The sequence below is a fragment of the Paenisporosarcina sp. HGH0030 genome (genome assembly GCF_000411295.1).
In the GTDB taxonomy this organism is placed as follows: Bacteria; Bacillota; Bacilli; order Bacillales_A; family Planococcaceae; genus Paenisporosarcina.
The window spans coordinates 197,512-210,545 of the sequence record NZ_KE150423.1; the positions used below are offsets into that span (position 1 = coordinate 197,512).

Below are 13,034 nucleotides of genomic sequence, written 5' to 3' on the forward strand. Positions count from 1 at the left end.
CGCAACTCTGCAAGAGCTGTGCTTTTTGATCTTTACATAGTGCTTGGAATAGTTTCTTGTTTTTGTTGAACGAAAGGCCATAATACTTCGGCCCAAACTTTATATCCGCGATCGTTCGGATGAATGCCATCTTTTAACGTAGATGGAAGGGTTATGTTTTTTGAAGACATATGGTAGAGCATAGCACCATGTGTATCAAAATAACGCCATCCCTGCTTTTTGATATAGGCAGCCGTTTCATCAACATAATCTGTAAACTTCAGGCCAAACTGATTAAGTGTTGGTCCAAATTTATTTTCGGTGCATGGATTTGGCGAGAGAAAAACGATGCGAGTTTCCGGTAATGCTTCAGCGTACAATTTGTATAGAGAATCCAATGATTTAAACGTATCATCCAAAGATACATTTTTATTGTGGTTATTAATTACAGATGTCTCAATAAATAAAACATCCGGTTGCTCTTTCAATATGGGAGCAGTCACATGATCTTCGAGTAACCTTACCGAAGTATAGCCTGAGTAACCATGATTTGAGATGATGAGGTCTTTCAGAGAATGGTTCGTATTTCGAAGATTTGCTTCGATACGTCCACGCCATGTTTTCGATTGATGGGAAGATCCAGAACCGCGTGTGACACTACTGCCAGTAACGGCCATTTTTGCTTGTCCTGAAATCATAGAACGGAAAACCAGATAATCGGCCAATGATTGGTTCGGATTGTATTTTGGATCGTACGTTTTAATGAGTGTTGGATTTGCGCTTACTTGATCTTGCTTTGTATCCGTTCTTGTATAAAAGAAGAGGAGTGACCCCGCTGCAATCCAAATTAACCACTTCCAGTTGTTCATGCAGTCAACTCCTTATTAGCTTTTATAAATAATGTAATATTCAGTTAACTATACTTCAATAGGAAAATAGATGTATGTAAGGACGATTTATACTGATTTAGACGGTATTGGGTACTTTATGGCATTTTTCTTCATTTTTTCACGAGCCGCTAACATTAAATCTTCACCGATTACATCGGAGAACTGAAGCAAGTAAATGAACACGTCAGCCATTTCATCCACGATGGCTTGTTTGTCGTGAGCAATCGCTTCTTCGCCTGAACGCCATTGAAAGCATTCTAAAAGTTCACTTGCTTCCAATGAAATAGAAATGGCCAGGCTACGTGCATCATGATTGCCTCCCCATCCACGATCGTCTCTAAATTGATTGATTTCATTTATTATCTCTTTCATTCTTATCATCCCCGTTTCAATAATATTTAATGTATTCGTTTATTATAATAAGGCAATTTTAAGCATACTGTTGATATTCCGCAAAACAGCTACTTTCCCTTAGGAAAGACGTTGGTCGACCTGTATTCAGCCAATGTCTTTGCTCTTGCGATTACTCGTCGCAGCGATGCACCATATTACTAAATAGTAAGTGATGCTATATTACTTACTGTAGTGGAAGGCGGCGACTCCAGCGGGATTAGCGTGTCCTGGTGAGACCCCGCAGCGCAGCGAGGAGGCTCACGGACCGCCCGCCTGTTTCTGTTTCTGCATCGCTACGCTAGCTTCGAAACATGGTAGATCGTTGCATCGCTACGCTAGCTTCGAAACATGAAAGTGCGTTGGAACAGAAATCAACAATATAGTTTAACAGCAGCCAGCACAAATGTACGATAAAAAAGAGGATAGCTTTACATAGTTAGTCTATAACAATAGAAAGGGGAATGCACATGAATTTCCAACCTATATCAGCCGACTTTTTTCAGCAATCAACTATTAATCTTGCGAAAAATCTAATCGGACAATACATCGTCCATCAACATCCATCGGGTTTGATCGTTGCCAAAATAATAGAAACGGAAGCATATATGGGACCTGAAGATCGTGCGGCTCACAGCTTCGGAAATCGTAGAACGAAAAGAACGGAAGTTATGTTTGGTGAAGCTGGCCTTGTTTATACCTATCAAATGCACACACATACATTGATGAATATCGTTAGCGGACCTGTCGGTAAACCCCAGGCTGTGTTATTACGCGCCGGTGAACCTATTGAAGGTCTCGACTTAATGCAAAAATTCAGGGGGACAACCCCGATGAAAAATTGGACAAATGGGCCAGGTAAGCTTGCAAAAGCACTGGGAGTGGGCATGGGTTACTATGGCCACCATTGGGCAGAAGAACCTCTATTCATTGCACCTGGGCCGGGTAGTGAAGAAGTGGAAGTGGGTCCGCGTGTTGGCATTCAGAATTCTGGTGAAGCAGTTCACTATCCATATCGTTTTTCAGAAAAAGGACATCCAATGGTTTCAAAATACCGATAAGATGTTTAACGGTATATTCCAGTGGAATAATTAGTAGGAACAAACTTTAAGGAGTGAGTTGGAAATGGCGAAAATTGCAACTTTAATCACGAAAATGTTTGAAGACATTGAGTATATGGATCCCGCGAAAGCTTTTAACGAAGCAGGTCATGAGGTATTTACAATTGAAAAAAAAGCAGGGAAAGAAGTGAAAGGCAAACAAGGGGAAGCGATGGTGATGATCGATCACGGCATCGATGATGTTAAACCAGAAGACTTTGATGCACTCTTTATCCCGGGTGGATTTTCACCCGATCTATTACGGGAGGATGAACGGTTTGTAGTATTTTCAAAAGCGTTCATGGATGCAAAAAAACCAGTATTTGCAATCTGCCACGGACCACAGTTACTGATTACAGCAAAAACTTTGGAAGGGCGAGATGCCACAGGCTATAAATCGATTGCTCAAGATATGTTGTACGCGGGAGCAAAATATGTGGATAAAGAAGTTGTGGTTTGCCAAAATCAATTGGTCACAAGCCGACAACCAGATGATATTCCTGCCTTTAACCGAGAGTCCTTGAAATTACTAGAACAATTATAATCGGAAAATGTCTCGCATTAGCGAGCCATTTTTTTATATTATACTAGTAAGGAAGTAAATCTCTTGTTAAAGAGCTTAACATCTACTGGGGTGAACAGGTTTCATCTGAAAAAAAATTACTAGTTCATTCCAATTAGGATACGGTATTTAGAAACGACATGTTCATGAGGTGAAAGGTATGAAGGAAAGTAATGAGTCACACAGGGCAAGAATAAATGAAGTGTTTGACTATTTGCATGCACATCCCGAAGTAAGTTGGAAAGAAGTTGGAACAACTGCTTACTTGAAAAAATTAATCGAACAAGAAGGGTTTACCGTTCAAACATTCGATGAATGCACTGGTCTTGTAGTTGAAGTGGGAGAAGGGGAAACGTGTATAGGGATTCGAGCAGACATGGATGCCCTTTGGCAAGAAGTGAATAGCGTATTCAAAGCAAATCACTCATGCGGTCATGACGCACATATGACAATGGGTGTTGGAACCTTGCTTGCGATGAAAGAAATAGGATTTCCCGAAGATATTCGTCTAAAGTGGATTTTTCAGCCGGCTGAGGAAAAAGGGCAAGGTGCATTGAAACTATTAAGTCTTGGCGTTTTGGATAATGTTGATTATTTATATGGAGTTCATCTTCGGCCCATTCAGGAAATACCGAACGGGACTGCATCAGCTGCCATCTGTCATGGTGCTGCAGGTCTAATAAAGGGCACTATTCAGGGGGAGGATGCCCATGCGGCAAGACCTCATCTTGGAAAAAATGCCATTGAAGTCGGTGCTGCTATTATTCAGGGCTTGCAAGCAATAAGAATGGATCCACTTATCCCATGTTCCGTAAAAATGACCAAACTACAAGCCGGAAGTGAGACAGGTAATATCATTCCGGGAAAAGCATCCTTTACACTTGATTTGCGGGCCCAAACAAATGATGCCATGCGTACACTTCGAACAAAGGTATGTGAAGTGATTCAAAGTGTGGAATCAATATATCATGTAAAAATCCAATATATTGTCCATGAAGGGTTGGTAGCGGCAATCGTGAATGAAGAAGCCTATGATTTGATGGCAGAGGCAATCTGCGAAGTAATCGGTGCCGATAATTTACAACCTCGAATTGAAACTCCTGGTGGTGAAGACTTTCATTTTTATTCCTTATATAAACCAAATATAAAAGCTACGATGTTAGGTCTCGGCTGTGATTTGTCCCCAGGACTCCATCACCCAAACATGACATTCAATCACAACTGCTTACATACCGGAATCGCAATACTCACCCAAACCATTTTGAATACAATTAAATCGATTTCTGCAAAATAAGATTGCCTTGGCAATCTTATTTTTTTGTATGGATCTAATCAACGTCTGTATTTATAATTCAGTGTTGCATACATAAGTGAATGCTTATATAATCGTGTTATTATTCATGGATTAGGAGATGCTTATGGACTATATAGCACTAGAACAGTATTTAAAAGGCATTGGTGACCAAAATCGGTTAAGAATCTTAACGTATCTCATGCATGAGTCATTATGTGTCTGTGAGTTAACGGAACTTCTTGATATGACGCAACCGGCAATTAGTCAGCATATGCGAAAACTAAAGACTGCAGATATTGTGAGCGAAGAAAAGCGTGGTCGTTGGACAATTTGGTCATTAAACGTTCGTCATCCACAATATCCGGTATTAATACATTTGCTCAGTTTACTACCTGCGCCTGCACGTACGGTAGAAGATTTAATTATAGAAGGCAAAAAAGTCATGTGTGAGGAATAAGTGGAGGAACTAAAATGGATTTATGGTTAGCAAGTATAGTTTTTATCGTGACATTAATTTTTGTCATCTGGCAACCGAAAGGGTTATCGATTGGTTGGTCGGCGATGGCTGGAGCGGCAATCGCACTTCTTGTAGGTGTAGTTAATTTTCAGGACGTCATTGATGTAACAGGATTCGTCTGGAATGCAACACTGACGTTTATAGCGTTGATTATCATTTCATTGATTTTGGATGAAATCGGTTTCTTCGAATGGTCGGCACTTCATATGGCCAGCTTTGCAAATGGAAGTGGCATTCGCATGTTTTTGCTCGTGACTCTACTTGGGGCTACAGTCTCCGCTTTATTTGCGAATGATGGTGCAGCTTTAATCTTGACGCCGATAGTGTTAGCGATGGTACGTGCTCTTGATTTCAAAGAGAAAATGATTTTACCATTCATCATGGCTTCTGGATTTATTGCGGATACCACTTCCTTGCCATTTGTCATCAGTAACTTGGTGAACATTGTTTCAGCTGATTTCTTTGGCATTGGCTTTATCGAATATGCGTCACGGATGTTAGTACCAAACTTATTCAGTGTAGCGGCAAGCATGCTCGTCCTGTATTTGTTCTTTGGTAAATCAATTCCCAAACACTTTGACGAAAAAATGTTAAAAGAACCAAAGAAAGCATTGAAAGATATCCGGATGTTCCATATTTCGTGGTACGTACTGAGTGTATTACTAGTTGGATATTTCTTGAGTGAATCATTGAATATTCCCGTTTCCTTTATTGCCGCTGCAGTAGCATTGATTTTCTTATGCATTGCTCGCAAAAGCAAAGCTGTTCACACACGGAATGTCATCAAAGGGGCTCCGTGGGCTATCGTGTTCTTCTCGATTGGTATGTATGTTGTTGTATATGGTCTTCGCAATGTAGGATTAACATCAGTGTTGACTGATTTAATCGAATGGACAACCAGTCATGGCCTATATACAGCAACGATTGGTATGGGTTTCATAGCGGCAATTCTATCAGCAATCATGAACAATATGCCGACGGTCATGATTGATGCAATTGCCATTGCCGATACGAATACATCCGGCGTGATGAGGGAAGCGCTGATGTATGCAAATGTCATCGGGTCTGATTTAGGGCCGAAAATGACGCCAATCGGTTCTCTGGCAACGTTGTTATGGTTGCATGTCTTAAATCAAAAAGGCGTAAAAATCTCTTGGAGCTATTATTTTAAAGTAGGGGTATTATTAACCGTTCCTACACTATTCATAACTTTAACAGGACTGTATATATGGTTGACGATAATTCACTAAAAAGGATGAGACTGATGGAAAAGAAAATTTTTTACTTTTTATGTACAGGCAATTCATGTCGTTCACAGATGGCAGAAGCTTTTGGTCATATGTACTTAGGTGACAAGTTTGAAGTTTATTCTGCTGGTATCGAAGCTCACGGTCTTAATCCGAATGCGATTAAAGCAATGGATGAAATCGGGATCGATGTTCGCAACCAAACATCAGATGTTATCGACCCAAAACTTTTGAACAAAGCAGATTTCGTGGTTACTCTATGTGGTGACGCTAATGACAAATGTCCCATGACGCCACCTCATGTGACTCGTTGGCACTGGGGCTTTGATGATCCTGCCCGAGCTAAAGGAACTGAAGATGAGAAATGGGCGGTATTCCAACGCGTGCGTGACGAAATTGGAGCACGTATCAAACAATTCTCTAACACAGGAAAATAAGCCAAAAGAGACATCGTGGGATCCTCCACGATGTCTCTTTTAAAAATTTTTACCCATATAAAACTCGTTTACGTAACTTCCATCAATGAGTAATGAGTTAGGACGGTTGCCTTCAATGCTATAACCCATTTTTTTATATAGTCCCATGGCACGTTCGTTTTTCTCCACGACTGTCAGTTCCAAGCGGGTTATCCCAACTTCATGTGCCCAAGTCTCTGCTTTTTTCATTAATGATGTCCCCACATTTTGACCATAATACGCTTGTCGTACACCGATTACTAGCGAAGCGCGATGATGCGCCCGGGGTGCCGGACCAGCAATCAATGCAACGAAACCAGCGAATTCGCCATTAAGAATGCCAACAAACATCCCGGAGTTTGCGGATTTTTTCCACTCACCGATACGTTTGCGAATGGACTGGACGGTCATTTTCCGTTCATCTTTTCCAAATAACATAAAATCCGATTCTGCATCAATATCTTGATACAGACGAATGATTGCACGTGCATCGTCCAAGTCTACGGGACGTATAATCATAATATTTTCGGGTTTATTTGAAGAAGAAGGATCGTAATCGAATGCTTCGGTTATTTTAACAAAAGTTACGGCTCTACCTAAGTCAATGCGTTTTACTGTATAATCTGAGTCAATCCACGCCAAGAAATGAGATGCAGGAGGTTTCGTCTTTTTCCACCAGCTACTATTTAAATAAGCTGCGTTTGGCAATTGTTGACCGACAATATTTTCGATTGCTGTATATGTAAGGGTGACTTCATTTTGATTAGCTTCTTCAAAAAAAGTTGCTAGTGGAATATACTTCTTCTCCAGTTTCTTTACCATTATTGACCTCTTTTCTGTATCAAAAGAAATGTGTTTAGATTAGTATAATAATATCACTTTTATCTAATGTAATCACTACTAAATTCATACTATATTCATACTATATCACTAAAAAAAGAAATTATCGCCTATAAAATGTAAAAAAATATTGAAATTTATAATATTCCTTTTTTACAACAGTATCTAAAGTCCTAAGGAGTGAATGATATAAATGATTAGAAAATTGATTGAAGCCGATCGTCAAATAACGATGGATTTCGTAGGGCAAAAACCTGCAGAGAATGTTTTTATTATTGGGGATATTGAAGGGCATGGATTCCATTCAAACATCCAGACGCTTTGGGGTGACTTTAATGAAAAAGGGGATCTAAGAGGCGTTTTATTAAAATACGATCAAAACTTTATTGTGTATGCACCAGCTGCTTTCGATGCAGAAGGATTTGCCAATATTATTAATAAAGATTTATCCTTCAGCTATTTATCGGGAATTGAAGAAATGGTGAATCAATTAGCGCCTTACATAAAAACTCAACCTAAAAAACCTCGCGTTCTCTATTATGCAAAATGTGAGACTGTAGAACACCTGCCTGCAATTCCTGCTGACATCAACTTGGAAAAAGCTCAAGCGGATGATGCCCGTGCAATCATCGCGCAAATGAAAGCAATTCCAGAGTTTTCAGAAGGCAATTACAGCGTTGAGAATAAACGAGAATCACTGGAAAAAGGTCTGGCCCGTGCATACTTAATCAAAAATAATGGAGTCATTGTAAGTTCAGCTTCAAGTACAGCTGAAAATAGTCAGTCTGCCATGATAGTAGGGGTAGGGACATTGCCTCTCTATCAGAAGAAAGGGCTCGCAACTTACTGTATGTCCAAGCTTTGTAGAGAGCTGCTAGAAGAAAATAAAATGTTGTGTCTGTTTTATGACAACCCTGCTGCAGGTGCAATCTATAAGCGAATTGGCTTCGTTGATATCGGAAAATGGTGCATGTGGACATATTAAAATACACGAATCTGTTGAATGGGAGAAGTGTACGATGGTTTAATAGAGGAAAGAGATTGCTAGAGGAGTTTGAATGCAGTGCTTCACTATAAAACATACATCGTTTCTTCTGATGCACCGTGGGTGTCATTTGTTCACGGCGCAGGAGGAAGTTCTTCCATATGGTATAAACAAATACGGGATTTCAGAAAAGAACACAACGTCTTATTAATTGATCTTAGGGGTCATGGTAAATCAGATCGCGGCCGTTGGAAAAAAGGCGATTCTTTTGCTCACATTGCCGAAGAAGTGAAAGATGTTCTTGATGAATTGAATATTGAACAAACACACGTGATTGGCATGTCACTTGGGACAATCGTTGCCCAAACGATGGCTGAACGTTTCCCTGAGAGAATCTCATCGCTGATTTTGGGAGGGGCCGTTATCCGCCTGGATATCCGAACTAAGCTTTTACTTTGGACCGGGCGTGTGACGAAGCGCTTCATCCCATATATGCTGTTGTATAAATTGTTCGCATGGATTATCATGCCAAAGAAAAGACATGAAGAATCCCGACTCGTTTTCGTTAACCAAGCAAAAAAGATGTGTCAAAAAGAGTTTATCAAATGGTTTTCGTTAACCAAGCTGATCAATCCCTATTTAACAAGGCTTCAAATGAAAACGAATGCCATTCCGACTCTATTTTTAATGGGGGAAGAAGATTACTTGTTTATGCCGCCGGTTGAAGAATTGGTGAGACGTAATGAGGAATTTAAACTAATTAAGATTAAAGATTCTGGTCATGTTTGCAATATAGATCAACCGGAAAGATTCAATGAATTGTCGATTGATTTCATTTCTGCTATACAAAAAAACAAAGCTATCACCGCAGTTGGGTGATAGCTTTGTTTTTTTGTTAAACGGTATATGAGCGTACATTTGCTCTTGCCGCACGTTCCGCATGAGCCAACAAGTATGAAAACCACATTCTTGTGGGGCGTCCGCGGAAAGGGCACAGATTCCTTCTTTTATTAACATCAACAGTAAAAGTTAAACATAGCCTTTTGTTTTATGCGTGAGCTGGTTCCAGAGTAACTGCCGGCCCGAAAAATTCGAAGTGTACATTTTCTTCAGAGAAGCCTAACTCATAAAGGCTATTCACGACTGCTTTCATGAATGGTACTGGACCGCAAACGTAAATATCACTTTTTGCAAGTACATTTTCCGCTAAGAACTCTTTTGTGATGAGTTGATTATTATCGGAATACTGTGTGACATAAGTCGTATCTTCCATAACGGATAGTAATGTATGAACTTCCTTTTTAAATGCATGTAATGACATATTTCTCGCTCCATGTAGGAAAGAAACAGGACGACTTGGTGAGTTTTGTGAAATTGTCTGCAACATACTCATCATTGGCGTAATGCCTACTCCACCACTGATTAAAGTGACCGGTTGTGAGCTATCGACGTTTAAATAGAAATCTCCCGCCGGTGCACTTACTTCAATTTGATCTCCGATTTCAACAGTGTTGTGCAGGTAACAAGATACTTTACCATTTGGATCCATTTCACTTTCCTTTTTCACGGAAATACGGAATGTTTCATTCCCTGGTGCTTGTGACAGACTGTATTGACGATTAAACATATATGTTTCACCCGGAATGGATAAACGCACCGTAATGTATTGACCAGGTTGGTACGTAGTGACAGCTGAACCGTCAGCCGGTTTTAAATAGAAGGAAGTAATAATATCGCTTTCTTTTATTTTATCTACGATGACAAAATCTTTGAACTCATTCCAACCATTGGATTGTGTAGCCGCTTCTACATACATTTCATTTTCGACTTGAATGAATACATCTGCAATAACGCCGTAAGCTTCTCCCCAAGCATTAATGATGTCGTCAGTCGCTGCATCACCCAACACTTCTTTAATTGCACCTAATAGATGTGCTCCTACAATCGGATAGTGTTCCGCTTTTACACCTAGTGAACGGTGTTTATGTGCAATTTGTTTGACTGCCGGAAGAAGGATAGCTAAATTGTCGATATGTTGTGCCGCTGCATAAACAGTATTGGCAAGAGCCGTTTGTTGGCGTCCTTGTTTTTGATTGGCATGATTAAATATGTTCAGCAACTCTGGATGTGCAGAGAATAAATTTTTGTAAAAAACAGTGGTAATATTCTGGCCGTGCTCAGCTAGAACTGGGACAGTTGATTTTACGATAGCGATTGTTTGAGAAGATAACATGTTTGTTTCCTACCCTTCATCATTTGATACTTTCACCATACGCCTGCCGGTTTCTTAAAGCAATATATAAAATACATCTTTAATATTTCAGACACATTTCTTTCACGGAAAAGACATAATAGCTATAATGATGTAGGAAGAAAGAGCGGTGAAATAATGCGAATGACAATGTATACCGATTTTTCCCTCCGCGTCTTGATGTATGTGGGGGCGAAAGGAAAATCGGAACTATCGACCATACAGGAAATTTCAACTGCCTATGGAATATCAAAAAATCATTTAATGAAAGTCACATATGAGTTAGGAAAACACGGATATATAGAAACAATCCGGGGGCGGGGAGGCGGAATACGTCTGGCTCTCCATCCTGAATCCATAAATATTGGAAAAGTCGTAAGAAAAACAGAAGACGATTTTTATTTAGTAGAATGTTTCAACTGTGCAACAAACCAATGTATCATCACCCCCGTTTGCAAATTGAGAAGAGTATTGCGTGAAGCAATGGTGGCGTACCTAGCTGTTTTGGATGGCTACACCTTGCAAGATTTACTAGTCAATAAAGAAGAGATTGGAGCCATTTTGTTTACGAAATAGGTATGATAAAATAAAAAACGTGAAGTTTGAATTATTGGAGGATACACATGGAAAAGGTATATGTACTAGGACATAAAAACCCAGATACAGATTCAATTTGCTCGGCGATCGTTTACGCTCATTTGAAGCGTGAATTAGGCATGGACGCAGTAGCGGTCCGTCTTGGCGATGTACAAAATGAAACTGCATTTGCTTTGGACAAATTTGGTTTTGAAGCACCACTTTTAATTGAGAAAGCATCACCAGATGTAAAACAAGTCATTTTAGTCGATCATAACGAAAAACAACAAAGTGTAGATGATATTGATGACGTTCAAGTAATCGAAGTTATTGATCATCACCGTATTGCGAACTTTGAAACAGCAGACCCATTGTATTTCCGTGCAGAGCCGGTAGGATGTACAGCTACGATTTTAAATAAACTGTTTAAAGAAAATGGTGTGGAAATTCCACCAAACATTGCGGGCATGATGCTATCGGCAATCATTTCAGATTCATTGCTATTTAAATCACCAACCTGTACCGTTCAAGATATTGCGGCAGCAAAAGAACTTGAAGTACTTGCAGGCGTAAATTCAGAAGAGTACGGTTTGGCGATGTTGAAGGCTGGAGCAGATTTAAGCGACAAGACACTTGAAGATTTACTTACACTCGATGCAAAAGAATTCGGGATGGGTAAATACAAAGTAGAAATCGCACAAGTAAATGCAGTTGATGTCAATGATGTAATGAGCCGCCAAGCAGAATTGGAAGATTTAATTTACCGTAAAATTGCTGAAAAAGAACTTAACTTGTTCTTCTTCGTTGTCACAGATATTTTAAACAACGATTCAGTTGCCTTGGCTTTAGGCGCCCAAGCTGAAAAAGCAGAAAAAGCTTTCGGCGTTCCCTTCATCAATAACGTTGCTTTATTAAAAGGTGTTGTATCACGTAAAAAACAAGTTGTTCCTGTATTAACAGAAGCATTAAGTGAATAAGAAAAGTATAAAAGCCGATTCCTTAAGGGAATCGGCTTTTAAATTGCGAGAAAGATAAATGGTTGCTCAGTATGACTCTTGGACAAGAACGTCAGAAAACTATCCTTGTGTTGACTCTGTAGTCATACTAAAGTTCCAGAAGATGACGTAAATATCGATTCGGTTCTTTCAGGAAATCTGCTGTCAAACGAACATGCTCCACTTCATTAAAAGTTGTGGGTGTCAGTTCATTTTCGTTAATTTCGAGTATTGTGGCCCCTGGATACGCCATGACAATTGGAGAATGTGTGGAAATAAGGAACTGGGCACCATCTTTCACCATGTCATGTAATAAGGCAAGGAATGTAAGTTGTTTATTTGGCGATAAAGGTGCTTCAGGCTCATCCAAAATATACAAGCCATTAGGTTTGAATCTTGCTTGGAACAAATCAAGAAAACTTTCTCCGTGCGACCTTTTATCCAGACCCTGACCATATAAGTGGCGAAGCTCAGAATATGTACGTGCGTAGGGCAATACTTCAAGGCTATGAGGATTCCGTTTTTTAATTTCTTGGATGGCAATTCGCGCTTCTTCCCGCATATTGGCGAGCTCTCTTGTATACGTAATGAAATCGGATGCCCTGAAGAAAAAACCATTGCGGGTTCTTACGGACCAAATCAATTTGAGCTCATCAGCCAGTTCATAAGCGTGTGAAAACGACTTATCTTGCTCCATATATTCACCGCTAATCAAGATGCTATCACTTGCTGCAGCAATACCCTCAAGCAACGTTGTTTTCCCGGAGCCGTTATCACCTGCAAGTATGGTAACGGGATGGGTGAACTTGAGTGATTCAAATTCCTCGATAAGAGGAAGATTGAATGGGTATTGATCTTGTACCGTACGACGTTTTCGAACAATTTCCCGTAAAATCATGGTCAAAAACACTCCTTTAAGAAACACTTTAGCACATTAACAAAAAGAACCGCAC

15 protein-coding genes are annotated in these 13,034 nt (G+C 39.9%); 10 read left to right on the top strand and 5 right to left on the bottom strand.

What is annotated here, in order from left to right:
• Positions 1 to 32: 32 nt before the first annotated feature.
• Entirely contained in the window at positions 33 to 848 is an 816-nt protein-coding gene (locus HMPREF1210_RS15670; RefSeq protein WP_016429679.1) for an SGNH/GDSL hydrolase family protein, read from the bottom strand.
• 87 nt (positions 849 to 935) lie between these two features.
• A complete protein-coding gene (locus HMPREF1210_RS15675; protein ID WP_016429680.1) occupies positions 936 to 1,241 on the bottom strand; it encodes a nucleotide pyrophosphohydrolase in 306 nt (101 codons plus the stop codon).
• Between the two features lie 488 nt (positions 1,242 to 1,729).
• Between HMPREF1210_RS15675 and HMPREF1210_RS15680 the strand changes: the two genes are divergently transcribed.
• The 6 genes from HMPREF1210_RS15680 (at position 1,730) to arsC (ending at position 6,416) form a co-directional block, all read left to right on the top strand.
• On the top strand, positions 1,730 to 2,320 hold the full coding sequence (locus HMPREF1210_RS15680) for a DNA-3-methyladenine glycosylase (RefSeq protein WP_016429681.1): 591 nt from the start codon (positions 1,730 to 1,732) through the stop codon (positions 2,318 to 2,320).
• A 64-nt stretch (positions 2,321 to 2,384) separates the two neighbouring features.
• Positions 2,385 to 2,903, top strand: a complete 519-nt coding sequence (locus tag HMPREF1210_RS15685; RefSeq protein ID WP_016429682.1) for a type 1 glutamine amidotransferase domain-containing protein — start codon at positions 2,385 to 2,387, stop codon at positions 2,901 to 2,903.
• Between the two features lie 178 nt (positions 2,904 to 3,081).
• Positions 3,082 to 4,215, top strand: a complete 1,134-nt coding sequence (locus HMPREF1210_RS15690; protein WP_016429683.1) for a M20 peptidase aminoacylase family protein — start codon at positions 3,082 to 3,084, stop codon at positions 4,213 to 4,215.
• Between the two features lie 124 nt (positions 4,216 to 4,339).
• Positions 4,340 to 4,672: a metalloregulator ArsR/SmtB family transcription factor gene (locus tag HMPREF1210_RS15695; RefSeq protein WP_016429684.1), complete on the top strand. Its 333-nt coding sequence runs from the start codon at positions 4,340 to 4,342 to the stop codon at positions 4,670 to 4,672.
• A gap of 14 nt (positions 4,673 to 4,686) precedes the next feature.
• The gene (locus HMPREF1210_RS15700) at positions 4,687 to 5,982 is read left to right on the top strand and encodes an arsenic transporter (protein WP_016429685.1); all 1,296 of its coding nucleotides are present in this window, start codon (positions 4,687 to 4,689) and stop codon (positions 5,980 to 5,982) included.
• 14 nt (positions 5,983 to 5,996) lie between these two features.
• Positions 5,997 to 6,416 carry an arsenate reductase (thioredoxin) gene (arsC, locus tag HMPREF1210_RS15705; protein WP_016429686.1) on the top strand — a complete coding sequence of 140 codons (420 nt, stop codon included), beginning with the start codon at positions 5,997 to 5,999 and terminating at the stop codon, positions 6,414 to 6,416.
• A 39-nt stretch (positions 6,417 to 6,455) separates the two neighbouring features.
• Here the strand turns inward: arsC and HMPREF1210_RS15710 are convergent, their stop codons facing one another.
• Positions 6,456 to 7,256, bottom strand: coding sequence for a GNAT family N-acetyltransferase (locus HMPREF1210_RS15710; protein WP_016429687.1), 801 nt, complete (start codon positions 7,254 to 7,256; stop codon positions 6,456 to 6,458).
• Positions 7,257 to 7,467: 211 nt separating this feature from the next.
• On the opposite strand from HMPREF1210_RS15710, the gene HMPREF1210_RS15715 reads away from it, so the two are divergent.
• Positions 7,468 to 8,259 carry a GNAT family N-acetyltransferase gene (locus tag HMPREF1210_RS15715; protein ID WP_016429688.1) on the top strand — a complete coding sequence of 264 codons (792 nt, stop codon included), beginning with the start codon at positions 7,468 to 7,470 and terminating at the stop codon, positions 8,257 to 8,259.
• Between the two features lie 78 nt (positions 8,260 to 8,337).
• Positions 8,338 to 9,138: an alpha/beta fold hydrolase gene (locus tag HMPREF1210_RS15720; protein WP_016429689.1), complete on the top strand. Its 801-nt coding sequence runs from the start codon at positions 8,338 to 8,340 to the stop codon at positions 9,136 to 9,138.
• A gap of 169 nt (positions 9,139 to 9,307) precedes the next feature.
• Here the strand turns inward: HMPREF1210_RS15720 and hmpA are convergent, their stop codons facing one another.
• Complete coding sequence (gene hmpA, locus HMPREF1210_RS15725) at positions 9,308 to 10,492, bottom strand: NO-inducible flavohemoprotein (protein WP_016429690.1); 1,185 nt, start codon at positions 10,490 to 10,492, stop codon at positions 9,308 to 9,310.
• A gap of 156 nt (positions 10,493 to 10,648) precedes the next feature.
• Here hmpA and HMPREF1210_RS15730 point away from each other — a divergent pair, with 156 nt between their 5' ends.
• Both HMPREF1210_RS15730 and HMPREF1210_RS15735 read left to right on the top strand, forming a co-directional pair.
• Positions 10,649 to 11,086, top strand: coding sequence for an Rrf2 family transcriptional regulator (locus HMPREF1210_RS15730; RefSeq protein WP_016429691.1), 438 nt, complete (start codon positions 10,649 to 10,651; stop codon positions 11,084 to 11,086).
• Between the two features lie 47 nt (positions 11,087 to 11,133).
• Positions 11,134 to 12,063: a manganese-dependent inorganic pyrophosphatase gene (locus HMPREF1210_RS15735; protein WP_016429692.1), complete on the top strand. Its 930-nt coding sequence runs from the start codon at positions 11,134 to 11,136 to the stop codon at positions 12,061 to 12,063.
• 127 nt (positions 12,064 to 12,190) lie between these two features.
• Here HMPREF1210_RS15735 and HMPREF1210_RS15740 read toward each other — a convergent pair whose 3' ends face one another.
• Positions 12,191 to 12,979 carry an AAA family ATPase gene (locus HMPREF1210_RS15740; protein ID WP_016429693.1) on the bottom strand — a complete coding sequence of 263 codons (789 nt, stop codon included), beginning with the start codon at positions 12,977 to 12,979 and terminating at the stop codon, positions 12,191 to 12,193.
• Positions 12,980 to 13,034: the final 55 nt, after the last annotated feature.

Coding starts and splice junctions, on each gene's coding strand:
- HMPREF1210_RS15670 (WP_016429679.1), bottom strand. CDS start 848: ATGAACAACTGGAAGTGGTTAATTTGGATTGCAGCGGGGTCACTCCTC.
- HMPREF1210_RS15675 (WP_016429680.1), bottom strand. CDS start 1,241: ATGAAAGAGATAATAAATGAAATCAATCAATTTAGAGACGATCGTGGA.
- HMPREF1210_RS15680 (WP_016429681.1), top strand. CDS start 1,730: ATGAATTTCCAACCTATATCAGCCGACTTTTTTCAGCAATCAACTATT.
- HMPREF1210_RS15685 (WP_016429682.1), top strand. CDS start 2,385: ATGGCGAAAATTGCAACTTTAATCACGAAAATGTTTGAAGACATTGAG.
- HMPREF1210_RS15690 (WP_016429683.1), top strand. CDS start 3,082: ATGAAGGAAAGTAATGAGTCACACAGGGCAAGAATAAATGAAGTGTTT.
- HMPREF1210_RS15695 (WP_016429684.1), top strand. CDS start 4,340: ATGGACTATATAGCACTAGAACAGTATTTAAAAGGCATTGGTGACCAA.
- HMPREF1210_RS15700 (WP_016429685.1), top strand. CDS start 4,687: ATGGATTTATGGTTAGCAAGTATAGTTTTTATCGTGACATTAATTTTT.
- arsC (WP_016429686.1), top strand. CDS start 5,997: ATGGAAAAGAAAATTTTTTACTTTTTATGTACAGGCAATTCATGTCGT.
- HMPREF1210_RS15710 (WP_016429687.1), bottom strand. CDS start 7,256: ATGGTAAAGAAACTGGAGAAGAAGTATATTCCACTAGCAACTTTTTTT.
- HMPREF1210_RS15715 (WP_016429688.1), top strand. CDS start 7,468: ATGATTAGAAAATTGATTGAAGCCGATCGTCAAATAACGATGGATTTC.
- hmpA (WP_016429690.1), bottom strand. CDS start 10,492: ATGTTATCTTCTCAAACAATCGCTATCGTAAAATCAACTGTCCCAGTT.
- HMPREF1210_RS15730 (WP_016429691.1), top strand. CDS start 10,649: ATGCGAATGACAATGTATACCGATTTTTCCCTCCGCGTCTTGATGTAT.
- HMPREF1210_RS15735 (WP_016429692.1), top strand. CDS start 11,134: ATGGAAAAGGTATATGTACTAGGACATAAAAACCCAGATACAGATTCA.
- HMPREF1210_RS15740 (WP_016429693.1), bottom strand. CDS start 12,979: ATGATTTTACGGGAAATTGTTCGAAAACGTCGTACGGTACAAGATCAA.